Below are 25024 nucleotides of genomic sequence, written 5' to 3' on the forward strand. Positions count from 1 at the left end.
TCGACGCCGGTGGTGCTGCGACGCGCCACCGCCAAGGACGCGCAGCGCATGGAGCGCTTCTTCCGGCAGTTCGACGAAGTGTCGTTCTGCGAATGGCAGGACGCCAAATGCCTGCGCGGTGTATTGATCCAGAAGACCACCACGGCCTATCTGGCCTTCGATGTCGAAGGCGAAATCGTCGGCGCGGTGCTCGGCGGCATGCTCGGCAGTCGCGGCACCATCAACCACCTCGCGGTGAGCCCACGCTACCGCAGCCAGGGCGTCGGCCAGCGGCTGGTGGAAGCGGCGTCATCCGACATGAAACGGGTCGGTGTATTACGGATGTTTCTGTTCGTCGACGATGCTAACCTCGCGGGCAAGCGATTCTGGACTGCCCAAGGTTTTTGCGAACCCCACGGCGAGCGGACATTTGAGAGGGATCTATGAATGAAACGTCCGGCAGTGCGCCGCTGATGGCTGCTCATCAGCCATCGCGCACGTTTGCCGAAGCCAGCCCGGTGGTGGCCGGTTACTTCACGGTGTCGTTCGTGTTTGGGCTGATGGCGGTGAACGCCGGGCTGCCGATGTGGCTGCCGGTGGCGATGTGTCTGTTCGTCTACGCCGGGGCTTCGCAATTTGCCGCGCTGGCGCTGATCTCCAGCGGTGCTTCGCTGACCACCATCGTGCTGACCACCTTCCTGATCAATGCGCGGCACATGCTGATGTCGGTGTACATGGCCAAGGCCCTGCGCGCACTGGGGCTCAGCCGCATGGAACGCTGGGCCTACGCCGGTGGCCTGACCGACGAATCCTTTGCGTTCCACAGCGTCAAACTGGGCACCGGCGCGCCGGTCAACATCCGTTACCTGATCGGCTTCAACCTGTTTTGCCACACCTCTTGGGTGCTGGGCGGTTTGTTGGGCGCTGTGTGCGCGCAATACGCGTCGCACTTGATCAAATATCAGCTCGACTACGCACTGACCGCAATGATGCTCTATGTGCTGGTGTCGCTGTGCAACACCCGCAACAAACTCATCGCCGCCGCGGCTGCCGTCGCCTGCATGGGCGCGCTGAGCCTGGTCGGCACTTCGCCGTTCAACGTTTTCATCGCCACGTTTGTGGGCTGCGGAGTGGGTGTATGCCTGACCAAACGTTCCTGATTCTGGTGGTCGCGCTGATGATGGCCGTGACCTTCCTGCCACGCGCGTTGCCGCTGCAGGTCAACACCGAGCACTGGCCGCCATTCGTTGCGCGGGCGCTGGAGTACCTGCCGGTGGCGATCGTCGCTGCGATCAGCCTGACACCCTTGTTGATCAAGGATCAGCACATACAGCTCGATCGCCCGGAATTTTATGCAGCCATTCCGACGTTGTTATGTGCGTATTTCAGCAAAAACCTCTTTCTCAGTGTGGCGGTTGGGACGGCTGCGTACATTGCGCTCGGCTCGTTCATGTAGCGGCAGATCGACCACGTCATTCAGGGCCTGCCCCGACAGGTTCGGGTTATTCACCGCCAGACGCACTTCGAGGAAATCCTCGAATCCGGGGAAAATCGTCAGGCCGTTCTTTTGCGCGGCCTCACGAGACACCATGCCCACTGCGTCCATCTGCGTGATCAGCGACAGGGTCAGGGTTTCGCTGCAGGAATAGACCATGCGTTGACCGTTCTCGTGATTGCCCAGTCCGGCGTCGAGAAAACGCAGGAAACTGTGGGAATACGGACAATCTTCCGCAGGACGCACCTGAAACTTGTTGCCCAGCAACGTCAGTGGATCGTTTTCCTGCCCGCAATGGGCACCGACCACCTGCACCTGCACATCCGGCAAAACAATGCTCGGCAGACCCGGCCGCTGCGGGCCGATCAACACCGCAAGATCAAAGTCTTCATTCTTCAGCTTGCTGAGGTTCTCCATCGACTCGGCGTAGCTGAATTCCATCTGGTAATCGGGAAACACCTCGATCAGGCGTCCGATCATTCGCCGGTTGAAGTCAGACGACAACGTGTTGTTCAACGCAACCTTCAATGTACGCTGGCCCGGCACCTTGAGCGCCTCGACCTTTTCTTCCATCTGTCGCGTGGCAATCAGCACTTTGTCCATGTAGGGCGTCAGCTCCGTGCCTTGCGGCGTCAGCGTCAGCCCTTTGTTGGAACGTCGAAACAAGCGGAAACCGAACTGCTCTTCGACCTTGTTCAACTGCGCGGCCAAGGCCTGCACAGTCAGGCACGAATGCTCGGCTGCGGCCGACAACGAGCCGGTCTGCACGATGCGCATGAGGTTGCGTAAGGTTCTGCTATCCATGGGTAATGCCCTCTGAAGTGGGCTGGGTATTGTTGTTTACGAGACTGCCGATCCGGCGTCATATGCCGGCTATATTCCAGCACCTGAGCATAGTTGTCGCGGGTTTAGTAGCGAATTGATGTCCCCGCCGATGGCTGGAAGCTGACACAGGATCGGGATTTTTGATGACGTGGGGGTGATTGGGGTCAAGAAAAGTGCCCGATTCGGACGAGTCGGGCATTTTTTTACGTCTCGGGACTACAGCTTTTTTGAATGTTTCCCACACCGAAACGCCACTGTTTTGCACCGTTGTCGGAAGCCTCCTAAGAAAAGAGCGAACGGGCTTATTTACCGCCGAAGCACAAGTGGCTGAAATATCAGGTAGTTATTTTCGGGACTTCTAGTCCGAGGCCATGGATTTCCAGGCAATGCCGGCATCCGCGAAGCTAGCGAGTCGATGCCATGAGTTTGCAGGGGAGCAGGGCGTTACCCAATCAAAAAAACTGGAAAGATCTGGGCCTGCCGGATATTCGCGATATTGACCCCGGCCTTCTGATTTCTGCGGTTAGAGAGCTGCCAGGTGAACTGAGTCTTAATGCAGCGTGGGAGCAGGTTGCCAGAGGCTTCGGACTTGATCATGGTCTTGATGCTGTTCTGATCGAAACGCCATATGTGCCGATTTTGGTGAAGCGCGAGCATTTGCTTCATACGGTGGAAAAGCGCCCGAATGCCCGTGAGCGGTTCACCGAATTTGCGCGAGATACCCTGACGAGGCCGTTAGAGATATGGCGGGTTTCCTACGATGACGCCTCGTTTCGACTCTCTTTCATCGGTGCTTACAACGCGAGATACCAGATGCTGGTGGTGGTTCATGTTGAGCGCGGCAACGTACTCTGGAATTTCATGAACTGTGACAAGAAAGGCCTGAACAAGCATCGGCATGGTGAGCTGTTGTATCGACATTACCGGTAGCTCAAACGAAAAAGGGCAGCCTTCTCAGGCTGCCCTTCACATGAATGTTGCTTGATATTGTGCTCCCTCAAGCAGGGGAGAAGAGGTCTCACCCGAACGCTGATTTTCAGGTCATCAACGGGGTTCCTAACGCCGACTATTGCCACCTGAAGGCAGTCGGTTTCGCGCTCTTGAGCCAGATTCTCTGCCACGGAACATAGAGGTGTCAACCTTGGAATTTCAAGGTTCTTATTCGCATGCGAATAGATCTTTTGTAAAAATTCATATGTGTACTACGCTCAGCTTGCGGACCAGCCAAGAAGGACGACCATGCCTACCTCATCCCCAGCCCTCACCCCGCGTGAACAACTCGACGTCCCCGAGGCCGGGCGCGTCGCGCTGAAGTTTTTCTTCAATCTCATGGAGCGCTGGGGTTGCAACGCCGAACAGCAGCGCACTTTGCTGGGCGGCGTCGGCAACACCACGTTCTACAAGTACAAACACCTGCCGCCGAACATTCGCCTGCCGCACGACACACTGGAGCGCATCTCGTATCTGATGGGCATTCACAAGGCCTTGAGCATCATCTTCAGCAACAGTCGCGAGCGTGCTTATACGTGGGTCAGCAGCCCCAACACCGCTGCGCCATTCAATGGTCGAACGGCGCTGGATTACATGCTGGTGGGTAGGGTGGTCGACATCGCTGATGTGCGCCGCTACCTCGATGGGGTGCGCGGTTGAAGGCCCCGCCGCTGGCTGAGCCGCAATGGCCGAAGGCCTACCGGATCGTCAACAGCAGCTTCCCGCCGATTGCGTTGTTCGAAGACGTGCTCGACCCCGAAGACCTGGAAATCGCCTACGCGCTGGAAGCACTGACCAACGATCGCCTGATCGAGCAGGCCGGCGTCCTCGCCCGCGTGCGCCCCGAAGACCGGCTCTCCGGCCCCGGTTCAACCCCGGTGATGGCGGCGTTTACCCATATCGGCAAAAGCAGCCGCTTCACCGATGGCACCTTCGGCGTCTACTACGCCGCCAGCAGCCAGGCCGCGGCCATCGCCGAAACTTGCTATCACCAGGAACGCTTCCTCGCGGCCACCAACGAAGCGGATCTTGAGTTGACCATGCGTACTTACGTCAATCGGGTGGTTAAGCCGCTGCACGATGTTCGTGATGGTTTCGCACATTTGCATCAACCCGACCCGGAAGCCTACGGCCCATCCCAGGCATTTGCCCGACAACTGCGCGAGTCTGCATCCTGGGGACTGCTCTACAACAGTGTTCGCCTAACGGGGCACGAATGTGTTGCTGCGTTCCGCCCGCCAGCGGTATCGATTCCGAAACAGGGCAAGCATTTGCGTTATGTGTGGAGTGCGAGTCAGCGCAGGATTTCGTATGTGTTTGAGATCAGTCAGGTTTGAAACGCAAAAAGCCCTCGCAGTACCGCGAGGGCTTTTTATTGGCGGTTTACGTCAATGGCTTGCTGTTGGCGCATCCAATACTTTCACCACATCGTCGATCAGCGTCTTGCTTAACTCCTGCAGGTACTGAGAGGCATAAGCGTGAAGATCCGGATCGCGCGAGACTGAAGTGTCCGCAGTGAGCAATCGTGAGATGTGAAGCAAGTGGGAGGCGTGAGAAAGGGCGGCTATTACCGGCACACCACGATTGGTGCGGAACAGCGCTTGATTGGCCTGAAAGGAAAAGTGCGTAAGGCCTGGTGTTTTCAAATCGAGGTAGTCGGTCATATCGCTTCACCTGCCGTACGTAAGGCGTGGAGTGAGGTAACCGGTGTGGCAGCGCGGCGGATTACGGATGGATCAATGGCATTCATTTGTGAACTCCCTGTATCAAATGAGAGCCGCCATTTTTCGTTCTCAGGCGAAAGGGTGGCAGCTATGCGCAGGCTGAGAAACCGGAGATACAGGAACCCGGCAGACCCGAAGGTCTCCCACGCACAGCCGCCATTACACGTGAGTGCGGGTGCAAAAAAAGCGCCGGCAATCATGGGTTTGGGGCGCTGGTGCGCCTGTATCTTACCCGGGTTCTCAGGCCCGGTCGCTGAATTGACAGCGATGGGATTGACGGTAGCTTGCGGAGGACGGATGCGCAATCGTGGCCAGGTGGTGGCCGTTGCCATCTCGGTGTAGTGCAACATTTATGTTGCGAATGCAGCAAATATGTTGCACATTCGCTTTACCGAAACGGCGAGTGATGCACATGAAGTACAGCGAGTTTCGGCGATGGTTGAAAGCCCAAGGCGTTGAGTTTCAAGCCGGCAAGGGCAGTCACTTCAAGGTTTCCTTGAATGGCAAATCAACTGTGTTTCCTGATCATGGAGCCAAGGAAATGGGCGAAGGGTTGAGAAAATCGATAATCAAACAGCTGGGCCTCAGGGATTGAGGCTCAGCTGTACCCCATGAGAGGAATCGTGATGTTCGAATATGCGTTGGAAGTTCACGAAGAGCCGGATAGTGTCTGGTTGTCCTGCGCAGAAATTCCTGAGATGCACGCCGTTGGCGACACCCTCGAGCAAGCGTTGGACACCGCCATTGATGCAATCGAGACGGCGCTCTCGATATACGTTGATGATCGCCGGTTGATTCCGACCGGGCAGGCAGGAGAACAGGCAAGTGACGTCGTATTGCGTCTGCCTGCGCTGACTGCAGCAAAGGTTGCTCTGTGGAATACGCTTTTGGAGTCAGGTTTAAGCAAGGCCGAGTTGGCACGTCGTCTCGGCGTACAACGGCCCCAAGTCGATCGCCTGGTAGATTTTCTGCATCATTCCAAAATCGAGAATGTTGAGCGTGCGTTGCAGCAACTTGGAAGGCGGATTTCGCTTTCGGTTCAAGCTGCATAAGTTCAGCAAGCGAGCGTTGGAGAAAATAGCTGAAGGCGAAGAAAAGGTATGGCAAATGAACTAGGGCGATTTCAGGCGGACTTGATGGAATCAGTACGTCAGATGAAGTCTGGAAAGGCCTCGCGCGTAACGCTGCTGCCGCTCTCTTCGGCCACTGAGGAGCAAAGGAAGGCCGGGGTTTCTCAAAGCGTTTTCACCGACCTTAGCTCCGTGGTGACACGAGCAAAATAAGGCGGGGAAAAATAGAGTCAGGCCACAGTCTCAGCTCAAAACGTGGTCTGACCCCTATTTTATGACCCCTATTTCAATCGCCTATTGGCAGCACCGTTATTGAGATGTGTCGTGCTTACTTCCATGGAGGGGAAGCGAATGGCTGATCCGGTCCCTTCGATTTTTCGCGCTTGGCCCTGAAGGCAGATCGCATGCTTCTTATGACGACGAAGATCCCTAAAGCCAACCCTGAAATCGCGATAGCAACGACTATTGCTGTGCGAGATGGCCATGGCTCAAAGATGGCATAAGCATCCGTAAGCGCTTTGACTAATCCTACGTAACAAGTAGTCGAGATGAAGAAAGCGAGTGGTCTTGATATTGGTAATACCTCCCCTGTCACCGTCGAGATGAGAAATACCAGGTACGGAATCAGTAGTGCGAAGGCTAGAGCTAGATTGATGGAGGTCGCGCTGTATTCGCCTTTCTTGGAGGTCGAGTCTTCGAACGTGATCGATTTAATGCCTGCAATTCTGGCGCGAGGCTCGAAATCTGGTGGCTTGCCGGATGTGATGATTGAAAAGGCGACGGTGTCTTTTGGGTTCGAAAGGAAAGGCGCAATCAGAATGTGCTGATCATCGAACGTTATTTTCACTGGGATGTTTTCGGGTTCTGTAGTCGTTACCTGGGCGCTAATAAGCTTGGCACCACCTGTTGGAAAAATCTCGATAGGAGATTCGAAGTCAGCGCTCAACACAGGTTTAGAGCCAGTGTTTATCAGTTCAAAAGATGACAGATACGGAGACTCGATCTTTTTTCCGTTCAAAAAAATCTGGAGATCTTGAATGTCGGCTGCAGGTTGCAGAGCCGATGTAGAAAGCAGCTTCAAGCCTAACGATCGGGAAGAGAAATCCGCTTGCCACAGATATACAGGGACGACTACACCCGCAATCGTCCCGAATAGGGTAAGGAAGAACTTCCAATCCAATTTTTTCCAGTTCATCGCATCCCTTCTCTGAAAACCGATGGTTAAAAAGCGGTAGGTGCCGGACGCGTTTCCGGAGCGCTAACGAACATTCCTGTTACGTGGCTTGTTACGTGTAAACCAAAAAAAAGGGCCTGCATCGCTGCAAGCCCTTCTTTTGTATGGTGCCGGCACCAGGAGTCGAACCCGGGACCTACTGATTACAAGTCAGTTGCTCTACCAACTGAGCTATACCGGCGTGTGGGCGACGATTATAGCGATTGGGTTGGTTCTGTAAACCCCTGAATTCAGACTATTTTTACGCAGGCGCTGGATCAGGCTTGGCGTGAGCGGTGTCGCCGAGTTTTTAGCCGCAAAGCCGAGGTGCTACGCGATCAAGCCAGAATGAGCGTGAGGGCAGGATTTCTGCACCGTTCAAGCACCCATTTCACCCGTTTATGTCCTTTTGATTGGAAGCTTATGCACAACGGATGGGCGCCACGGCGGTGTTGCAGGGGATTTTGTGGACACATTCTCATTTTGCGCGCAAAGCCCTGTTTTACGGGTTTTTTATCTATATGAACAAAAAATGACCAATGGTGTTTTTGCCATGCAATAGCCGTAGATATTGGATCCACGGGAAAACCATCAACAGAGTTATCCACAGGCTGTAAAGATTTCAAGCGCGCTCGGCCAGCAGCAGAAAATTACGCGGAGTCAGCGGTGCGTCGCAGAAGGTGCCTAGGCGTACGACGTATCCCTGTTCGGTGAGGAAAATGGCTCGATCAAGATTCAGCCAAAGCTCCAGCGGTCGTCGGAACAGTCCGCGCAGTAATTCCAGGTTGCGAACTTCGGCCAACCGCTGCCAACCGGCGGCTTCCAGTGCCTGCCAATCTGGCGTGCCGATTGTGGATAACTCTTTCAGTGCTGCCAGATCGCGGCAGTAATCGGCGAAAGGTTTGTCCAGCCAGGCGCTGGGCAGGGACGGGGTGGGCAGGTATTCGTCGACGCAGCGCACTTGCCGTTGCAGCAAATCGAAAGCCAGGCGCCGGGCCATGGAGGTGTCGCGCTGACGTCGGACTCTTGCACCGGCGGTGACGGTTTCGCTCATGGGCAGTGCCAGATCTTCGAGCGAGAGCTGTAGGGCGGATCGCAAGCCCGCTGAGGACAATGCCTGGTACTCGCTGCGATTGATCCGGTTGTAGCAGCACGGGGCGATGGCCATCTGCTGACATCCTGCAGCGCTCGCCAGTTGCATCAGGCGCACATGCAGATCGCCGCAGGCGTGCAGGGCGACCGGGGTGTGCTGAGCACTTATAACACTCGCTGCGTCTGCCGCCAGTACATCCTGCTCGACATGCAGGGCGTGCAAATGACGGCGCTGACTTAATGCCTGACCACTGGCGACCAACGCCGGATCGTATTCGATACAAGTCAGTTGTTGCCCCGTACCCAACAGGCGTCGGCCCAGATGTCCCTTGCCGGAACACCAGTCCAGCCAGTGCGTCGGCTGCGAGGCGAAAGACAAGCGACTGGCGAAGGCTTCGATCTGCTGCCACTTGCGCCCCGGCACATCGACATTCAATCGGTGGCCTGCAGTCTCCAGCGCATGTCCCGGCAACTCACCGACCGCGCTCAGCTCAGCCGACAACTCCGCCAATGCAGCGAACGGCTCCAGGGCATCGACGAGATCGGCAGGATGGTTATGCGCCCGCTTTGCATCTTCCAGCGATCGTCCGCGTAGCCACTTGGACAACTCGGGGTAGGCGGCTTCCCATGGAAGCGAAAGATGAGTGAACGGACGAGGTTTCCACAGCGCCTGATGTTCAATCAGAAAAGCATCCAGCGCGGTGAAGCGGGCGAGTAGGGTCTCGCCCGTCAGCACGTGTGAAGTTTCAACGCCCTTGGCAGGCATCGACGCGCAGCCAGCGCTCCAGCAGCTTGAAGCCGCGCACCAGCACGTAGGACATCAGCAGATAGAACACGCCGGCGGCGAAGAAGATTTCCACCGGCAGGTAGGTGCGGGCAATGATCGTGCGGGCCATGCCGGTCAGTTCCAGCAGGGTCACGGTACTCGCCAGCGCGCTGGCCTTGAGCATCAGGATCACTTCATTGCTGTAGGCCGGCAGGCCGATGCGCGCCGCTCGCGGCAGCATGATGTAGAACATTGCCTTGGGTTTGGACATGCCCAATGCCCGCGCCGCCTCGATTTCGCCCGGCGGAATCGCCTGGATCGCGCCGCGCAGGATCTCGGCGATGTATGCCGCCGTGTGCAGGGTCATGGTCGCGGTAGTACACCAGAACGGATCGCGCAGGTAAGGCCACAGCGCGCTGTTACGCACCGCATCGAACTGCGCCAGGCCGTAATAGACCAGAAACAGTTGCACCAGCAACGGCGTGCCACGGAAAAAGAAGATGTAGGCGTAGGGCAAGGCGCGCACGTACCACAGCTTCGAAGAGCGGGCGATGCCCAGTGGAATTGCCAGCAACAGACCGGCAATCACGGCAATCGCCACCAGCTCCAGGGTCAGGGTCGCGCCCTGCGCCAGTTTTGGCAGCCACTTGATGATCACTTCCCAGTTCATGAAGTGCTCCTCGCAAAGCCGCGAGCGGCGCGTTTTTCCTGGAAATGCATGCCGGTCATCGCCAGCACGGTGAGGCCCAGATACATGACCGCCGCCACCAGATAGAAGGTGAACGGTTGTTTCGACACGGTCACACCGATCTGCGCGTGACGCATGATTTCTTCCAGGCCGATCACCGAGACCAGCGCGGTGTCTTTCATCAGGATCATGAACAGATTGCCCAGGCCTGGCAGGGCGATGCGCCACATCTGCGGCATGATCAACTTGGTGAAGATCCGCCATTTCGACAGGCCCAGCGCCACACCCGCTTCACGATGGCCCTTGGGAATGGCAAGGATTGCACCGCGGAACACTTCCGTGGCGTAGGCGCCGAAGCACAGGCCAAGGGCAATCACGCCAGCGGCGAAGGCGCTGAGTTGCAGGTCGGGGTTGCCGAAAAACTCACCGAGGCTGCGCATCAGGTTAACCGTACCGAAGTAGATCAACAGCACCCAGAGCAATTCCGGAACGCCACGCACCAGGGTCGAATAAGTACCGCCAAGCCATTGCAGCGGCTTGTACGGGGAAGTCTTGGCCAAGGCGCCGAGCAGACCGAGCACCAGTCCCAGGCACAGGGCCGTCAGCGCCAGTTTGACGGTCATCAGCGCACCGGCGGCGAGGGCCGGGCCGAATCCGTAGAGGTCGATAATCATGGATTTCTTTTCAAATCGCGGCAGGCAAGGCCGGGAGCCGGCGCCGTCGGATCACGGTGCCGGTCCCGCAGGTCAGATCAATAGATGCTGAACGGGAAGTACTTGTCGTTGATCTTCTTGTAGGTACCGTCAGCGACGATTTCCTTCAGTGCGGCGTTCAGCTTCTCACGCAGCGGATCGCCTTTGCGCACGGCGATGCCGATCTTGTCGCTTTCCACGACCGCGTCGCCCTTGAACTCGTAGTTCTTGCCGGCGTCGCTTTTCAGCCAGTCGTAGTTGGCGTACTTGTCGGCGAGGATCGCGTCGACACGACCGGAGGTCAGGTCCAGGTAGGCGTTTTCCTGGGTGTCGTAGAGTTTGACTTCGATATCGCTGCCGTAGGTGTCCTCAAGCCAAGTGCCAGCGAGCGTTGCGCGCTGGGTGCCGATGATCTTGCCTTTGAGCGAATCCTTGTCGGTTTTGAAGTCTTTATCTTTCGGCGCGATGAACTGCAGCTTGTTCGAGTAGTACGGGTCGGTGAAATCTACCGCGCCCTTGCGCTCTTCGGTGATCGACAGCGAGGAGACCAGGAAGTCGAACTTCTTGGCGTTCAGCGCAGGAATGATGCCGTCCCAATCGGAGGTGACCACGCTGCACTCGACTTTCATCTTGGCGCACAGGGCGTCGCCGATGTCTTTGTCGAAGCCGACCACGTTGCCGCTGGCGTCTTTGTTGTTGAACGGCGGGTAAGCCGCTTCGATGCCCATCTTCAGAGTCTCGGCCATGGCACCGGCGCTGAACGCGAGGGTGACGGCGGCGGCCAGGAAGACCTTTTTAAAATTCTGCATGCATGTTGCTCCGTTAGCGGTTGCTGGACATGAATTGTTTGCAGCGCGCCGAAAGCGGGTTTTCGAACACCTGCTGAGGCGATCCTTGCTCTTCCACCAGCCCCTGGTGGAGGAACACCACTTCGCTGGACACCTGACGGGCAAAGCCCATTTCGTGGGTCACCAACAGCATGGTGCGGCCTTCTTCGGCCAGTGCGCGGATGACACTAAGTACTTCCTGAACCATTTCCGGGTCAAGCGCGGAGGTGGGCTCGTCGAACAGAATCACCTTCGGCTGCATCGCCAGCGTGCGGGCAATCGCCGCGCGTTGTTGCTGACCACCGGACAGTTGCGACGGGTAGGCGTGGCGCTTGTCGGCGATGCCGACCTTGGCCAGCAGCGCTTCGGCGACTTCGATCGCCTCGGCCTTGCTCTGGCCGAGCACGCGGCGTGGGGCTTCGATGATGTTGTCGAGCACGCTCATGTGCGGCCACAGATTAAAGTTTTGAAATACAAAACCAATCTCGGAACGCAGGCGGTTGATCTGTTTGCCATCAGCGGCAACCAGTTCACCATTCTTGGCGGGCTTGAGCTTGAGTTCTTCACCGGCCACCAGAATCTGGCCCTGGTGCGGGTTTTCCAACAGGTTGATGCAACGCAGGAACGTGGACTTGCCGGAACCGGAGGAACCGAGGATCGAGATCACATCGCCGTCGCGGGCGGTCAGCGAGATACCTTTGAGCACCTCAAGCTGTCCGTAGCGTTTGTGCAAGTTGCGGATTTCAAGCGCGGGCGTGGCCTCAGCCATGTGCGTTCCTCATATATGTTGCGCTCCTGCTGTTGGCGGGCCTTCCTGGCGAGGCGGCCAAGCTAGCATAGCGTTTCAATGGCAGCCAACAGCGCTACGAGCGGTAAGCGGATGGCGTGTGGCGTGTGGCAGGTTGTCGCATCGGCACAGCAGACTGTCGCCCCATCAACAACCGAACGGGTGTTTGATCGTGCAAACCCGTGGGCGTCGCGTAAAAAAAGGCGCGATGTTGCCAGCTTTGGCGGGGTGTTGGAAGCGCTATCCGGCCGAACGTTCCTGAATCGCCCTTTTATTGTGCATCCCACACTTTTTCAGTGTGTTTCTGGTGCGCAGATTCGTTTGAAAAGTGAGTCGCAGGGTAACGCTCTGGCGAATTGCCATTCATTCCAATGACTTGCGATGACTGTCCGGTCTCGCTGAAAACCGCGGCCTATAAGTGTTTGAAACATTTTGGCGCATTTATTGCGTGCAGAATCTGGAACGCCCTGTTGGTTTCTTTTTACGAGAAGGAAATACCAGACAGGACGGACGCAATCGCTTTCCTCGCAAAGGTAGTTCCGATGAGCAGTACCCCAAGCTCCAATGGCCTCGAACAGGGGCTCAAACCGCGTCATGTGACCATGTTGTCGATCGCCGGTGTTATCGGCGCCGGTCTGTTCGTTGGCTCCGGCCACGCGATCGCTGCCGCCGGCCCTGCCGTGCTGCTGGCCTACGCCGCCGCCGGTACTCTGGTGGTGCTGGTGATGCGTATGCTCGGTGAGATGGCTGTCGCATCGCCCGACACCGGCTCGTTCTCGACATACGCCGACCGTGCCATCGGGCACTGGGCCGGTTTCACCATCGGCTGGTTGTACTGGTGGTTCTGGGTATTGGTGATTCCGCTGGAAGCCAACGCCGCCGCGACCATCCTCCATGCCTGGTTCCCGGGGATCGAGATCTGGGCGTTCGCACTGATCATCACCATGCTGCTGACGGTCACCAACCTGTTCAGCGTGAAAAATTACGGTGAATTCGAATTCTGGTTTGCCTTGATCAAAGTCCTGGCGATCATCGGCTTCATCGCGCTGGGTCTTGCGGCCGTTTTCGGCTTCCTGCCGAACAGCCAGGTCAGCGGTGTTTCGCACCTGTTTGATTCCGGCGGCTTCCTGCCAAACGGCATGGGCGCGGTACTGGGTGCAATCCTGACCACCATGTTCTCGTTCATGGGTACCGAAATCGTGACCATCGCGGCCGCGGAGTCGAAGAACCCGGGCAAGCAGATTTCCAAGGCCACCAACTCGGTGATCTGGCGGATCGGCCTGTTCTACCTCGTATCGATCTTCATCGTTGTGGCCCTGGTGCCGTGGAACGATCCTGCGCTGGCCAGCCTCGGTTCCTACCAGACCGTGCTTGAGCGCATGGGCATTCCGAACGCGAAAATGATCGTCGACATCGTGGTTCTGGTCGCGGTAACCAGCTGCCTGAACTCGGCGCTGTACACCTCGTCGCGCATGCTTTTCTCCCTCGGCAAGCGCGGTGACGCACCGGCGATGTCGACCCGGGTCAACAAAAGCGGTACGCCTTACTGGGCAGTCATGCTGTCGACCGGCGCGGCGTTCCTCTGCACCTTCGCCAACTACGTGGCCCCGGCTGCAGTGTTCGAATTCCTGCTGGCCAGCTCCGGCGCCATCGCGCTGCTGGTGTACCTGGTGATCGCGTTCTCGCAACTGCGCATGCGCAAACAGCGCATGGCCCGCGGCGAGAAAATCGTCTTCAGCATGTGGCTGTTCCCGGGCCTGACCTACGCGGTGATCATCTTCATCGTCGCGGCCCTGACCATCATGCTGTTCCAGGAAGCCCATCGCGTGGAAATCCTCGCAACCGGCCTGCTGAGCCTCATGGTCGTTGCCGCCGGCCTGCTGGTGGCACGCCGTCGCAAGCTGGAAAAACGTGGTGCGGTGGTGTTGAACTGATCCGTAGCGCGTAATGCAAAACGGCCGCTGTCAGTGATGACGAGCGGCCGTTTTTATTTGTGCGCGGGGTTTATTCGCCCTTGTCTTCCTGGGCATCCAGCGACTTGCCGTAAGTATCCAGCGCAATCCCGAAATCGGTGATGAACTGTGGCTCGGTCAGCCAGGCCTGGGCGGTTTCGATGTCCATGCCGTCGGCCCACATGCGGTAGTCGATCAGCATGTCGGCGGCCAGGTGAGTGGCGGCCATGCCTTCGTTCTCGGCGTTTTCCATGTCCAGCAGCTCTGGATGGTCAACGATGATGAACGCCAGTTCGCGTAGCAGGGTCAGCAGCATTTCGTTGCGGCTGACGGCTTCGGCGTCGCGCATTTTGCTGAACATCGCCAGGGTGTATTCCGGGATCGGCTCGTCCAGATGCCCGAGGTTGTCGTCCTGGTCCAGCGGCTTACGGCCGACCATGCGGATGTGCTTAGCTTTGGCCTTGGCGCGCTTGGCGCGTTTCTGTTGCTTGTTCAGGGATGCCATGGGAACTCAGTTCTTCTGTTGGGTTTGTGCGGCAATCGTGTCGGACGCCGCCACATAGTCGGCCTGGAAGGCCGGGGATTCGATCCACGCCAGGGCGCCGGCTTCGTCGGTTTCCTGCGACCACTGGCGATACTCGATCAGAGCGGCAAGGATGAAGTCCATCGCGCCTTCTTCGCCTTCCTGCTCGTAAACCAGCTCCAGCAGCGGGTCTTCGAGGAATGCGGTGCACATGGCTTGCTGGCTGATCTTCTCGGCGTCGATCATTTTCTTGAACAGCTCGGTCAGATCCACCGACTCGAAGTCGATGCGATCATCGTTCGGGTCCAGTTCGACCGGCGCCTCGGCGCGTTTGCTGCGGTTCTGCTTGGCCTTGGTCTTGGCCCGGGCGGCGCGTTTTTGCTGCTTGTTGGCGGAGGCCATGGTGTGTTCCGTCGTGCGTTGAAAGGGCTCGGCTGCGCGGCACTGGCCGCCCGGGTGTGGCGGGGGCCAGCTCGCCGGTTTGCAGCCAGGTCAGAGCGATGGGCCATAGTGTGGCTTGGTATGCGCTACGAAAAAAGGCGAAATGTCCGACTTGTTGTTCGCCGATGTCCTGCGGCTCGATGCGCAGGTGGGTTTTGTGCGCATGGCTGAAGTAGCCGAGCAGGCGTTCGATGGCCGGGATCGTGCCGTAAGGGTCGTCGCTGAAGCTGATCGCCAAGGTTTGTGCGCGGACGTTGGCGAAGGGCAAGCGACCGGTTGTCTTCAGCAGTCGGCGCCCGCTCGGCCGCTGCTCGTAGCGCGCGGCAGGCGTGCTCCAGTCGCGTACGACGCCTGTTGGCGTGTCCTCCAGCCAGCCGAGGCGTTTGCCCGGGAAATAGCCGCAGAGCCGCGTCAGCAGCGGCATCAGCAAATGCCATTGACCAAACATGCGCCAGCGCTGTGCCGGCGCATAGTCGCGCCAGTAGGCGAACTGCGCGCCGACCGTCACCAGCCGACGAATGACCTGCCCGGACTCGCCGAGCCCAGCCGCGCAACCGCCGAAACTGTGGCCGACCACATCAATTGGCTGGCCGGGGAATTCCCGTTGCGCGCGTTTGAGCATCGCTTCGAAATCCAGCGCGCCCCAGTCGGTCCATGAGGCCTCAAGGCCTTTCAGGGTGGCCGGGCGCGATTCGCCGATGCCTCGGTAGTCGTAGGTGATCACGTCGAAGCCGTTGGCGAACAGGTAATCGGCGAAGCGCGAATAGTGTCGGCAGCGGACCGAAGTGGCGGCGTTGATGATGACAGCCGGTCGCTGGATGTCGGGCAGGGCGTGACGCCAGGTGAAGCCTCCAAGGACAAAGTCGTCGGCCGCGGCCTCATGGAAGGGCTCATTGACGATAACGGCGCTGTGGGTGAGCGCAGTGCTGCATGAGTTCATAAGGACTCGGTCTTTGCGGGATCTCCTGAGCATGAGCTTCATCAAGGCGTAAATGCAACGATTCGGAACGCGCTGCGTTCCAGATCCGAAGGCAGTGCGCTTTCGAGAATTCGTGAAGCACTGCGTCACAAAATCAATGCAGTCCTGCAGGCGTAGTCCATTATCCACCGGTTACAACCTGCACATGACGTTCGCGGTGGGCGCGCAAGACCAGTACACCGCTGATGTCGATGTGATGATTGAAAAGTCGCCGGGGCAAACCGTGCTGACCCTCACCCAAACGGGTCCGCTGGTGTACGTGCAACTGCCACCCGGTAAGTACACCGTGGTCGCCACGCGCAATGGCGAAACACGGCGTGACGTGACAGACGTTGGCAGCGGCACTGCGCGCAATCTGGTGTTCCATTGGAATGACGCTGGATAACGTTGGGTGTATTGAAGAATCGAGGCGCGGGTACAATCCCGCGCCTTATGTTTTGTGATGCAAGGAAGTACTGGTTTGAAAGGGATTTTGCGTATTGGCTCAGTGGTGAGCCTGGTTTTGCTGCTGGCGGGTTGTGGAACGATGATGGGGCGCCTGAACGGTGATTCTGCGGAGCCGTACTACAAGGGTGTCGATGGCAACCTGCACTTGCTTGGCGTGAGGGGGGGAGACGGCATGCCCTCTGCGGTCATCTGCTACATGATGATCGTTTGCCCGCTGATTAGCGTTGTGTCGCTGCCGGTAGACGCTGCGCTCGACACGGTTTTGTTGCCGGTCGACTACGTCAACACCCTCTGAGGCCGGTCTTCATTTAGCGCTTGCGCCTGACCTTCTGCTTGTCACTGGGCTCTTGCGCCATTCGGTGAATCCATAATCCGATCCAGCCGACGGCTATCAGGAATAAGGTGCCGACGCACTGCGACACGATCTCGAACCAAAACATTCGGGGTTGCAGCGCGAGGGTGTAGGTATGGCGTGGACCCGATCGGTTCCAGGTAGTAATGGAGCCGCTGATCAAGCTGTGGACGATCAGGTAAATCGACGCACTGATGAGGAAGGCGATCAGTAAGCCGACCAGCACCATCAGCCAGAATGCCACCCGGCTCTGACGATAGGGTGGCGGATGGGGCAGGGGGACGCGGGTTCTTTTCTGGTTCATCGAGCGGATGACCCTCTTCCATAAGGTGCGGCCAAAGTAGCGCGGATCGTCTTTGTTCGAAACCCGGCACGTATTTGTGCAATAAAAACCTGCGATGCCTAAAAAGGACTCGCGGGGTTTTTCTTGACTGCGCAGAGGGTTGAATTGTGCCGCTATCAGATCGCAGGCATAAAAAAACCTGAATCTTGCGATTCAGGTTTTTCGGTATTTCATACTCAATCTTGCGCTTGTCACGCGCCTGCCAGGGATGGCGTAAAGCGGAGTAATCCGGTTAGCGAATGATCATCCCTGTGCAGCAAGACCCTGAAAAGGCGGGTCGCCATCAGGCGACTTGATGGGCGCTAGGATGCCAGTTAATGAAGGGTGCGGCACCACCTCATGGCGTCTGTGGGGTGCTTGTGTCAGATGTTGGCAGTGAAGAAGGCAGGGGTTTAGGCTTGGGTAAGGCTTTCGGCACAAAGATCCTGGTAGAAAGGATTGAGCTGCTGGGGATTTTTACCTTTAATTCCTGACTCGCAAACTGCCACGTCATCACAGTGGTACTGCCCATCGACCAGATCACGTGCACGTCATTCAATGCGCAATTGCTCTTGATGCCATAACCCTCAATGGCTTTGTATTTTTCGCAGAGATCGCTGCTGAGAATTACTTGTTCGGCTTGATAGTTGCCCAGCCCAAGCAGTTTGACGATTTTGCCCGGAAGATCTATCCAGGTATTGGTCCACAGCATCAGCACGACAGCAAACAACGGGCTGACGATCAGCACAAAGCGCGGATTACCTCTGATTATTGCCGTGACGATGGTAAACACCACCAGTGAGGCGAAGAAGCAGGCTGCCATGAACGGATACTCTCCGACGGCTTTGACGGCCTCAGGGACGCCTCTGGCAACCTCCAGTGTGGACAGCAATGCAACTATGTTTGCGATGAAAAATACGAGAAATGCTGTGACAGTGAACTTGGCCCAGCTAAAGGGAGGGAGTTCGTAATTTCTCTGCAAAATCGAACCGAAAAGTAGACCGCTGAGAAACGGTCCTGCTACAAGGCCGATGGTGTAGGCGGTATCCCCTTCAAAAAAATATAGAGCCATCCATAGGATGCTCATGCATATGAAGCCTGGAGCGAAAAAGTAGCGGTTGATCAGGCGATGATCGAGGCGCTCCTTGGGCATATTTCCATTGATTCGATACTCCAGCTCTTCGCGTACCGGCTTGTCGCTAAAGAAAGCCTCTGACCAAGTCCAACCGGGTGCGCAAAAGCCAAAGGCAATTACCAGAACCATCAGGCCACCGATGAGCGCGGCAGTTGCAAGCAACGAAAGAAAGCTGAAGAGATCGAAGTCGGGATAGAAGTGGTTTTGGCAGAAGTAGATAAGAAATATCAAAAAGCCAAAACCAAGTGATGCGATTCGGAAGAGTTTCCAATTGTGCTTTTCGATGAACTCAAAAAACGTGTCCAGAGATTGAGGTTGCGGCTTCTCGGTCTTGGCTTCGTATTGGTTGGTCGGCTTGCTTGAGGTTTGCATGTCCATTGGCTTGATTCATCCTTGCAAGAAACAGGGGCTGCTCTTATGCGGTGTGGGTGTTTCACTTTTCTTCAGGCATAAAAAAACCCTGAATCTTGCGATTCAGGGTTTTCGGTATTTGGTGCCCAGAGACGGAATCGAACCGCCGACACGGGGATTTTCAATCCCCTGCTCTACCGACTGAGCTATCTGGGCAACGGGGCGCATTAAAAGGGTTTTTCGGATTTACGTCAACGACTTTTTTAAAATTTCTTAAATTAATTCCGTCGCTTACGATCCGCCCCCTGATTTTGCGGGTTTACTCAGCAGGCGGAACGTAGCCTTCCGCCTTGGCGTAATCCTCGCCGGAGAAGTACTTGTCCATTTCGCCCTGCAGATATTTGCGGTCTTCGGCATTCATCATGTTCAGACGCTTTTCGTTGATCAGCAGGGTCTGGTGTTTCTGCCAGTCAGCCCAGGCCTTGGCCGAGACGTGGTCAAAAATATCCTGACCTTTGGCGCCCGGGAAAGGAGCGCGTTCCAGCGCGGGCAGTTCTTCTTTGTACTTGCGGCACATGATGGTGCGGGTCATGACGACTCTCCTGCGTTCAATACGGCGGCCGCGCGTTCGAGCAAGGTTTTGACCGGGGCGGCAAGGCCCAGGCGCGGCGGGGTGGCGAGGTTATACCAGAGCCAGTCGGCCTCGGCCACGTGGTGGCCTGCCTCCTGCACGTGAACCAGCCAGGGTTCGATGGACAGCTGGAAGTGGCTGAAGGTGTGGACGAGGCTTGGCAGCGCTTGCTGCTCGCCCATGGTCAGCGAGTGCTGATCGGCCAGATGCTGCAGGTCGTCGAGATCGTCGAGTTCCGGCAGGCTCCATAAGCCGCCCCACAGCCCTGTGGACGGGCGGCGATAAAGCAGAATCGCGCCTTCGCCATTGGCCAGCAGCGGCATCAGCGTGCGTTTTTGCGGGATCGCCTTGCGCGGTTTGGGGATCGGGTAGCGCGTCTCCAGGCCGAGCATGTGCGCTTCGCAGCCCTTTTCCAGCGGACACAGCAGACAGCTCGGTTTGCTCCGCGTACACAGCGTGGCACCGAGATCCATCATCGCCTGGGTGTAGGCGTTGACCCGATCGTGCGGCGTGAAACGCTCTGCGTTGGCCCACAGCTGTTTGGCGACCTTCGGTTCACCCGGGTAACCCTCTTGCGCAGTGAAACGCGCGAGAACGCGTTTGACGTTGCCATCGAGGATCGGTGCGCGCAGGCCCATGCTGATGCTGGCGATGGCCCCGGCGGTGGACAGGCCGATACCCGGCAGATCCGTCAGTTTTTCGACGTCCCGCGGAAATTCGCCGCCGTACTGGCTGACGACGATCTTCGCGGTCTTCTGCAGGTTGCGCGCGCGGGTGTAGTAACCCAGTCCGGTCCACAGGTGCAGCACTTCGTCCTCCGGCGCTGCGGCCAGGGCTTGCACCGTTGGCAACGCGGCCATGAAGCGGTCGAAGTAATTGAGCACGGTGCTGACCTGGGTCTGCTGCAACATGATCTCCGACACCCACACCCGATACGGGTTGATGTCTTGCTGCCAAGGCAAATCGTGGCGGCCGTGGCGGTCGAACCATTCCAGCACCGCCGTGGAAAACTGCTCCGCTCTCATCGCTTGAACAGCCCCTTCAATGCGTTTTTCAATTCCGGGCTGACCTTGTCGCCGAGTTTTTCATCGATCTTCTCGCTGAGTTTGTTACCGGCCATTTTGGTCGCGACCTGGCCGAGACGTTCGTTATCCACACGGCAGGCCTTGGCGCCCAGCTCCAGCGGACCACGGCAGCGCAGCGGCCACTCGATGCCGACGAATTTCTCGCCGACCTGACAGGCCGGATCCGGCATCGCGCTGGTGTCGCCTTCGACGATGATGCCGACGCGGTAATCCATGCCCAGCACCCGCAGGTCGATGTCACCATCGCCGTTGACGGTCATGCCCGGGATGCGCACTTTCAGGTCCGGGTTGCTGGCGATACCGTTGCGCAAGGTCAGGTTGCCCTTGAGTTCCTGGAACGGCGTGTCCTTGCCCCGCGGCTCGCCGCTGAGGGTTTTGCGGTTGAGGGTGGCGATGCCTTTGCACAGTTGCTGTTCAAGGTTGGCGTTGAGCAGCACACCGTTGTTGATCACGAAACTGGCGTTGCCGTTGAGGGTTTCGATCAGCGCCTGCTGGCTGTTGCCGCTGCCGGTGAGGCTGCTGGTCAGCGTGACCAGACCTTTGACCGGCGGGTTCTTGCCCTGGCTTTCGAGGATTTTCTCGGCCGGCACGCGGTTGATTCTGGTTTGCAGGTTCAGCACCGGCGCACTCGGGCGCACGTCGAGGGTGCCCTTGGCTTCGAAGTCGCCGTTGTACAGGCCGCCGCGCAGGTTCTCCAGGGTCAGCAGGCCGCCCTGGCCGGTGGCTTTGAGCGCGGCGTTCTGGATCGGCAGTTTGTCGAGGGTCAGTTGGCCGAAGGTCAGGTCGGCATCGACGTCGAGTTTGGCCAGACGCTCGACCGGTAGCAGGCGCTCGGTGCTCCAGGCGCTTTTGCTCGGCTTGTCCGGCAGCGGTGTGCTGCCGGCACCGGCCATGGCATCGGCTTCGGTGCTGGCGACTTCGGCCTGACGCACTTGCGTGGCGTTATTGGCTTTTTCCGACTTCGGCGGCAGGTAGCGGTCGACGTCGAATGTGTCGGCCTTGAGGATCGCGCGCAGCGACTGCTTGGCGAAATCTTCCACGGCAATGCGCCCGCTGAAGCTGCTGTCGTCGAGTTTCAGGTTGATGTTGTCGAAGGCCACGCTGGTGGGCGTGGCGGCCACGCGGCTGACCAGTTCGACCTTGCTCAGGCTGCCGGGCGCCATGGCCGGCAGCGTCTGGCCGATGCTGTCGACAAATTTCGCCAGATCGAACTGAGCGATCGAGATCCCGCCAGTGATCTGCGGGGTCTTGTCGAGGTCGTTGGCTTTCAGCTCACCGAGCGCGCGCAACTGGTTGGCGGAGATCTTGATCCCGGTCCATTCGGCGACGTTCGCCGCCTTGTCCAGCAAGATCTGCCCTTGGGCGGAGAAAGTCATGGCCTTGCCCTGCAGCGGATCGCCGGTCAGTTCGCCGGATAATTTCATGTCTTCGAACTTGTAGCGCTGCAAGGCGCGCTCGATGCGCAGCTCGCCGTTGAGTTCGGTACGCACCCGCAGCACAGGCTGATTGGTGCTGAGGAACGCCGTGGCTTTCAGCGGAATGTTGGTCGAATCGTGTACCGCACCGGTGCTCAGCTGGATGCTTTCGGCGCTGTACTGCTTGCCGGTCTGCTCGTCGTTGTATTCAACGCGGGCGTTGTTGACGGTCAGGCTGTCGATGTCGAGGCGGATCGGCTGCGGCGGTTTTTCCGGCTGGGCGGCGGCCTCTGCTGCAGGTGCGCTGGCGGGTGCCGAGCTGCCGGCAGGTGCAGCGGCTGTCGGCAGCTTGCCAATGTCTTCCCAGTTGCCGTGGCCGTTCTTGTCGCGTTTGAGGCGCAGGTTCAGGCCTTCGACGCGCACATCGCTCATCTGCACTTCGCGGCGCAACAGTGGCAACACGCGCACGGACAGTCCAAGCATCTGCAGGTCGGCATACGGTTCAGTCGGATTGATCAGGGTGGCGACGCTGGCCTCGTGCAGTTCCAGGCCGAGCCACGGGAACAGGCTCCAGCCGATATCGCCATTGAGCGTCAGCTCGATGTGGGCCTTGTCGCGGGCTATCTGGCGGATCTCGTCTTTGTAGTCGTTGGGATCAAACAGGTGGGTCAGGGCGAAGCCCGCCGCCACAATGATCAGCAACAGCCCGAGAAGTACCAGACCCAGGATTTTGCCGAACGCTTTCATGGGCGAGTCCTTGTAGTTAGTCGAATTCGTAATTTAGCCGGGGAGTATAGCGCTGCATCCGCCCGGTTCGGGGCGCTGTCATGTCGCGATGACGTCCAGCGGCAATTGCAATTTGGCGGCCAGCGCCTGGGTTTCAAGGTGTCCGGCCGGTGCCAGCAGGCGTAGTTGGGCACCCGCTTGCGACGCCATTTTCTGTGCTTGGTTCACCAAACGCTCGGCTACCCCACGGCGCCGGGTGACTTTTCGTACACACAAATGTGACAAGTACCAAACCTTGTCGTGCCGTGTCAGGCGTGCTGCACCGAGCAGGCGATTGTTGAAACGTCCTGCAATCAAAGAGCCGTCAGCCAAGCTGCTTTCGATCAGTTGAGCGTCCCCGGAATACGGTGCGAACAGCCATTGCGGAGCGTCACGATAGATTTTTTGCAGATCCTGTTGATCCTGGTAACTGGCGTCTTCAAGCATTTGAACGGTGACAGGCATTGGTGCCTCCTCAAAAGTACCCCCTGTAGGCGCTGCCGCAGGCTGCGATCCTTAGATTTTGCCTTTCAAAACAAGGTCAAAAAATCGCAGCGTTCCGCAGCTCCTGCACGGGACTGGATCAGATGACATGAAAAAGGTGATATCAGTTTGGTTTTTCTGTCACGTGCAAATGGTAACCTTCGCCGGTTCGTCCGTCCTTCTGCGACTTAACGTCGCGCCTTCAAGGAGCTTCACCCGAAAAAACGGTCATGCCTGCGTGCATAAAGGCCGAGGGTGAGCAGTGGCTGTCGAACCATACTAATAATTGGGGGATACACAATGAGCACGAGCATCACGGCGGACGGCCTGCGCGCCGACCAGCCTGCGTTCCTGTCCAAGGAACGCATCATCGCCAAGCCCGGTTTCAACCGTTGGCTGGTTCCACCGGCCGCTCTGGCCATCCACCTGTGCATCGGCATGGCCTATGGCTTCTCGGTGTTCTGGTTGCCGTTGTCCAAGGCGCTGGGCGTCACCGCACCAGTGGCTTGCGCACCCGACATGAGCTTCATCGCTCAGGTCTTCTCTTCGCAATGCGACTGGCCGATCTCCATGCTCGGCTGGATCTACACCCTGTTCTTCATCTTCCTCGGCTGCTCGGCAGCGATCTGGGGTGGCTGGCTGGAACACGCCGGGCCACGCAAGGCCGGTGTGGTGTCGGCACTGTGCTGGTGCGGCGGTTTGCTGATCTCGGCACTGGGGATTTATACCCACCAGATCTGGCTGATGTGGATCGGCTCCGGCGTGATCGGCGGTATCGGTCTGGGCCTTGGCTATATCTCGCCGGTATCGACCCTGATCAAGTGGTTCCCGGACAAGCGCGGCATGGCGACCGGCATGGCGATCATGGGTTTCGGTGGCGGCGCGATGGTCGGTGCACCGTTGGCGACTGCGCTGATGAGCCACTTCGCTTCGCCTGCCGGTGTCGGCGTCTGGCAAAGCTTCGTGGCCATGGCCGCGATCTACTTCGTGTTCATGATCGGTGGCGCCCTGGCTTACCGCGTGCCGCCAACCGGCTGGAAGCCTGAAGGCTGGACTGCTCCGGCGAAAAAGGCCTCGAACGCGATGATCACCCACCGTCACGTGCACGTGAATGTGGCGTGGAAAACCCCGCAGTTCCGTCTGGTGTGGCTGGTGCTGTGCCTGAACGTGTCGGCCGGTATCGGCATCCTCGGCATGGCCTCGCCACTGCTGCAGGAAGTGTTCGGCGGCAAGTTGCTGGGCGTTGACGTGCCGTTCGGTCAACTGGACGCCGGGCAACTGGCTTCGATCGCCGCGATCGCTGCCGGCTTCACCGGTCTGCTGAGCCTGTTCAACATCGGTGGCCGCTTCTTCTGGGCCTCGTTCTCGGACTACCTGGGTCGCAAAAACACCTACTTCGTGTTCTTCGCCCTCGGTTTTGCCCTGTACGCGCTGATCCCGAACATGGGCCATCTGGGCAACGTTGCGCTGTTCGTGGCGGCGTTCTGCATCATTCTGTCGATGTACGGCGGTGGTTTTGCGACCGTTCCGGCGTATCTGGCCGACCTGTTCGGTACGCAGATGGTTGGCGCGATCCACGGTCGCCTGCTGACTGCCTGGGCTGCGGCCGGGGTGCTCGGTCCGGTGTTGGTGAACTACCTGCGTGAGTATCAGTTGAGCATCGGCGTTGAACGCGCTGCCGCTTACGACATCACTCTGTACATCCTCGCCGGCCTGCTGGTGCTGGGTTTCCTGTGCAACCTGATGGTGCGCCCGGTGGCCGACAAGTACTTCATGACCGACGCCGAACTGGCCGCCGAACAGGCGCTGGGCCACGACAAAGGTGCTGATGCGAGCACCGTGCTGGAGTGGAAAGCCGCACCGGGCAGCAAGCCGCTGGCAATCGCTGCATGGCTGGTGGTGGGCATTCCGTTGGCGTGGGGTGTGTGGGTGACCCTGCAGAAGACGGCGGTACTGTTCCACTAAACAAAACGTAGTACCCCTGTAGGAGTGAGC

At 58.2% G+C, this 25024-nt stretch carries 27 protein-coding genes, 2 tRNA genes and 2 pseudogenes; 12 read left to right on the plus strand and 19 right to left on the minus strand.

The features are described from left to right. The first annotated feature begins 48 nt into the window (after positions 1-48). Genes AC1RBR_RS26765 through AC1RBR_RS26775 form a run of 3 tightly spaced genes read left to right on the plus strand, consistent with a single transcriptional unit; the run spans position 49 to position 1435 of the window. Entirely contained in the window at positions 49-426 is a 378-nt protein-coding gene (locus AC1RBR_RS26765; RefSeq protein ID WP_003220700.1) for a GNAT family N-acetyltransferase, read from the plus strand. Beyond that, positions 423-1139 carry an AzlC family ABC transporter permease gene (locus tag AC1RBR_RS26770; protein ID WP_003220701.1) on the plus strand — a complete coding sequence of 239 codons (717 nt, stop codon included), beginning with the start codon at positions 423-425 and terminating at the stop codon, positions 1137-1139. The genes AC1RBR_RS26765 and AC1RBR_RS26770 overlap by 4 nt, the downstream gene beginning before the upstream one ends. Further along, complete coding sequence (locus tag AC1RBR_RS26775) at positions 1118-1435, plus strand: AzlD domain-containing protein (RefSeq protein ID WP_007952614.1); 318 nt, start codon at positions 1118-1120, stop codon at positions 1433-1435. The genes AC1RBR_RS26770 and AC1RBR_RS26775 overlap by 22 nt, the downstream gene beginning before the upstream one ends. Here the strand turns inward: AC1RBR_RS26775 and AC1RBR_RS26780 are convergent. After that, on the minus strand, positions 1352-2278 hold the full coding sequence (locus AC1RBR_RS26780; protein WP_007961685.1) for a LysR family transcriptional regulator: 927 nt from the start codon (positions 2276-2278) through the stop codon (positions 1352-1354). The genes AC1RBR_RS26775 and AC1RBR_RS26780 overlap by 84 nt on opposite strands. A 441-nt stretch (positions 2279-2719) precedes the next feature. On the opposite strand from AC1RBR_RS26780, the gene AC1RBR_RS26785 reads away from it, so the two are divergent. The 3 genes from AC1RBR_RS26785 (at position 2720) to AC1RBR_RS26795 (ending at position 4626) form a co-directional block, all read left to right on the plus strand. Further along, a complete protein-coding gene (locus AC1RBR_RS26785; RefSeq protein ID WP_492567327.1) occupies positions 2720-3229 on the plus strand; it encodes a PBECR2 nuclease fold domain-containing protein in 510 nt (169 codons plus the stop codon). Between the two features lie 309 nt (positions 3230-3538). Further along, positions 3539-3949 carry an MbcA/ParS/Xre antitoxin family protein gene (locus AC1RBR_RS26790; protein WP_492567328.1) on the plus strand — a complete coding sequence of 137 codons (411 nt, stop codon included), beginning with the start codon at positions 3539-3541 and terminating at the stop codon, positions 3947-3949. Beyond that, positions 3946-4626 carry an RES family NAD+ phosphorylase gene (locus AC1RBR_RS26795; RefSeq protein ID WP_098966723.1) on the plus strand — a complete coding sequence of 227 codons (681 nt, stop codon included), beginning with the start codon at positions 3946-3948 and terminating at the stop codon, positions 4624-4626. The genes AC1RBR_RS26790 and AC1RBR_RS26795 overlap by 4 nt, the downstream gene beginning before the upstream one ends. Positions 4627-4677: 51 nt before the next feature. On the opposite strand, the gene AC1RBR_RS26800 is transcribed toward AC1RBR_RS26795, so the two are convergent. After that, positions 4678-4953 (minus strand): DUF3077 domain-containing protein, encoded by a 276-nt coding sequence (locus AC1RBR_RS26800; protein WP_492567329.1) that lies wholly within the window; start codon positions 4951-4953, stop codon positions 4678-4680. 472 nt (positions 4954-5425) lie between these two features. Between AC1RBR_RS26800 and AC1RBR_RS26805 the strand changes: the two genes are divergently transcribed. Beyond that, positions 5426-5608, plus strand: coding sequence for a type II toxin-antitoxin system HicA family toxin (locus AC1RBR_RS26805; RefSeq protein WP_492567330.1), 183 nt, complete (start codon positions 5426-5428; stop codon positions 5606-5608). Between the two features lie 31 nt (positions 5609-5639). Continuing rightward, positions 5640-6065, plus strand: coding sequence for a type II toxin-antitoxin system HicB family antitoxin (locus AC1RBR_RS26810; RefSeq protein ID WP_448179509.1), 426 nt, complete (start codon positions 5640-5642; stop codon positions 6063-6065). Between the two features lie 346 nt (positions 6066-6411). Here the strand turns inward: AC1RBR_RS26810 and AC1RBR_RS26815 are convergent, their stop codons facing one another. The 7 genes from AC1RBR_RS26815 to AC1RBR_RS26845 form a co-directional block, all read right to left on the minus strand. Then, positions 6412-7278, minus strand: coding sequence for a hypothetical protein (locus tag AC1RBR_RS26815; protein WP_492567331.1), 867 nt, complete (start codon positions 7276-7278; stop codon positions 6412-6414). Positions 7279-7422: 144 nt separating this feature from the next. Beyond that, positions 7423-7498 (minus strand) — tRNA-Thr (locus AC1RBR_RS26820). A 420-nt stretch (positions 7499-7918) separates the two neighbouring features. Then, entirely contained in the window at positions 7919-9154 is a 1236-nt protein-coding gene (locus AC1RBR_RS26825) for a methyltransferase (RefSeq protein WP_492567332.1), read from the minus strand. Further along, positions 9135-9824, minus strand: a complete 690-nt coding sequence (locus AC1RBR_RS26830) for an ABC transporter permease (RefSeq protein WP_007961692.1) — start codon at positions 9822-9824, stop codon at positions 9135-9137. Before AC1RBR_RS26830 ends, AC1RBR_RS26825 begins: the two co-directional genes overlap by 20 nt. Then, positions 9821-10516: an ABC transporter permease gene (locus AC1RBR_RS26835; protein ID WP_492567333.1), complete on the minus strand. Its 696-nt coding sequence runs from the start codon at positions 10514-10516 to the stop codon at positions 9821-9823. The genes AC1RBR_RS26830 and AC1RBR_RS26835 overlap by 4 nt, the downstream gene beginning before the upstream one ends. A 77-nt stretch (positions 10517-10593) precedes the next feature. Beyond that, positions 10594-11343: an ABC transporter substrate-binding protein gene (locus AC1RBR_RS26840; RefSeq protein WP_027611242.1), complete on the minus strand. Its 750-nt coding sequence runs from the start codon at positions 11341-11343 to the stop codon at positions 10594-10596. A 13-nt stretch (positions 11344-11356) separates the two neighbouring features. Continuing rightward, a complete protein-coding gene (locus tag AC1RBR_RS26845; protein WP_041071351.1) occupies positions 11357-12130 on the minus strand; it encodes an ABC transporter ATP-binding protein in 774 nt (257 codons plus the stop codon). A gap of 560 nt (positions 12131-12690) precedes the next feature. On the opposite strand from AC1RBR_RS26845, the gene gabP reads away from it, so the two are divergent. Beyond that, positions 12691-14082 carry a GABA permease gene (gabP, locus tag AC1RBR_RS26850; RefSeq protein WP_166496346.1) on the plus strand — a complete coding sequence of 464 codons (1392 nt, stop codon included), beginning with the start codon at positions 12691-12693 and terminating at the stop codon, positions 14080-14082. Between the two features lie 70 nt (positions 14083-14152). On the opposite strand, the gene AC1RBR_RS26855 is transcribed toward gabP, so the two are convergent. The 3 genes and pseudogenes from AC1RBR_RS26855 to AC1RBR_RS26865 all read right to left on the minus strand — a co-directional run. Next, positions 14153-14605 carry a hypothetical protein gene (locus tag AC1RBR_RS26855; protein ID WP_443531814.1) on the minus strand — a complete coding sequence of 151 codons (453 nt, stop codon included), beginning with the start codon at positions 14603-14605 and terminating at the stop codon, positions 14153-14155. Between the two features lie 6 nt (positions 14606-14611). Further along, positions 14612-15025, minus strand: coding sequence for a hypothetical protein (locus AC1RBR_RS26860; protein ID WP_492567334.1), 414 nt, complete (start codon positions 15023-15025; stop codon positions 14612-14614). Between the two features lie 31 nt (positions 15026-15056). Beyond that, a pseudogene (locus tag AC1RBR_RS26865) lies at positions 15057-16004 on the minus strand (alpha/beta hydrolase family protein); the annotation flags it as partial. A 163-nt stretch (positions 16005-16167) separates the two neighbouring features. Between AC1RBR_RS26865 and AC1RBR_RS26870 the strand changes: the two are divergent. Continuing rightward, positions 16168-16428 (plus strand): annotated as a pseudogene (locus AC1RBR_RS26870) (carboxypeptidase regulatory-like domain-containing protein); the annotation flags it as partial. A gap of 75 nt (positions 16429-16503) precedes the next feature. After that, positions 16504-16785 carry a YceK/YidQ family lipoprotein gene (locus AC1RBR_RS26875; protein ID WP_121183221.1) on the plus strand — a complete coding sequence of 94 codons (282 nt, stop codon included), beginning with the start codon at positions 16504-16506 and terminating at the stop codon, positions 16783-16785. Positions 16786-16798: 13 nt separating this feature from the next. On the opposite strand, the gene AC1RBR_RS26880 is transcribed toward AC1RBR_RS26875, so the two are convergent. The 7 genes from AC1RBR_RS26880 to AC1RBR_RS26910 all read right to left on the minus strand — a co-directional run bounded on the left by AC1RBR_RS26880 (position 16799) and on the right by AC1RBR_RS26910 (position 23011). Then, on the minus strand, positions 16799-17146 hold the full coding sequence (locus AC1RBR_RS26880) for a hypothetical protein (RefSeq protein WP_492567335.1): 348 nt from the start codon (positions 17144-17146) through the stop codon (positions 16799-16801). A 376-nt stretch (positions 17147-17522) separates the two neighbouring features. Next, a complete protein-coding gene (locus AC1RBR_RS26885; RefSeq protein ID WP_492567336.1) occupies positions 17523-18677 on the minus strand; it encodes a hypothetical protein in 1155 nt (384 codons plus the stop codon). Between the two features lie 113 nt (positions 18678-18790). Then, positions 18791-18866, minus strand: a tRNA-Phe gene (locus tag AC1RBR_RS26890). Positions 18867-18969: 103 nt separating this feature from the next. Beyond that, complete coding sequence (locus AC1RBR_RS26895) at positions 18970-19242, minus strand: oxidative damage protection protein (RefSeq protein ID WP_003220737.1); 273 nt, start codon at positions 19240-19242, stop codon at positions 18970-18972. Continuing rightward, positions 19239-20306: an A/G-specific adenine glycosylase gene (gene mutY, locus AC1RBR_RS26900; protein ID WP_492567337.1), complete on the minus strand. Its 1068-nt coding sequence runs from the start codon at positions 20304-20306 to the stop codon at positions 19239-19241. Before mutY ends, AC1RBR_RS26895 begins: the two co-directional genes overlap by 4 nt. Then, complete coding sequence (locus tag AC1RBR_RS26905; protein WP_456018461.1) at positions 20303-22528, minus strand: AsmA family protein; 2226 nt, start codon at positions 22526-22528, stop codon at positions 20303-20305. Before AC1RBR_RS26905 ends, mutY begins: the two co-directional genes overlap by 4 nt. 78 nt (positions 22529-22606) lie before the next feature. Next, entirely contained in the window at positions 22607-23011 is a 405-nt protein-coding gene (locus AC1RBR_RS26910) for an acetyl-CoA sensor PanZ family protein (RefSeq protein ID WP_492567338.1), read from the minus strand. Between the two features lie 318 nt (positions 23012-23329). On the opposite strand from AC1RBR_RS26910, the gene AC1RBR_RS26915 reads away from it, so the two are divergent. Continuing rightward, complete coding sequence (locus AC1RBR_RS26915; RefSeq protein WP_096796694.1) at positions 23330-24994, plus strand: OFA family MFS transporter; 1665 nt, start codon at positions 23330-23332, stop codon at positions 24992-24994. Positions 24995-25024: the final 30 nt, after the last annotated feature.

The organism is Pseudomonas sp. GW823-FHT01D03 (assembly GCF_058798255.1).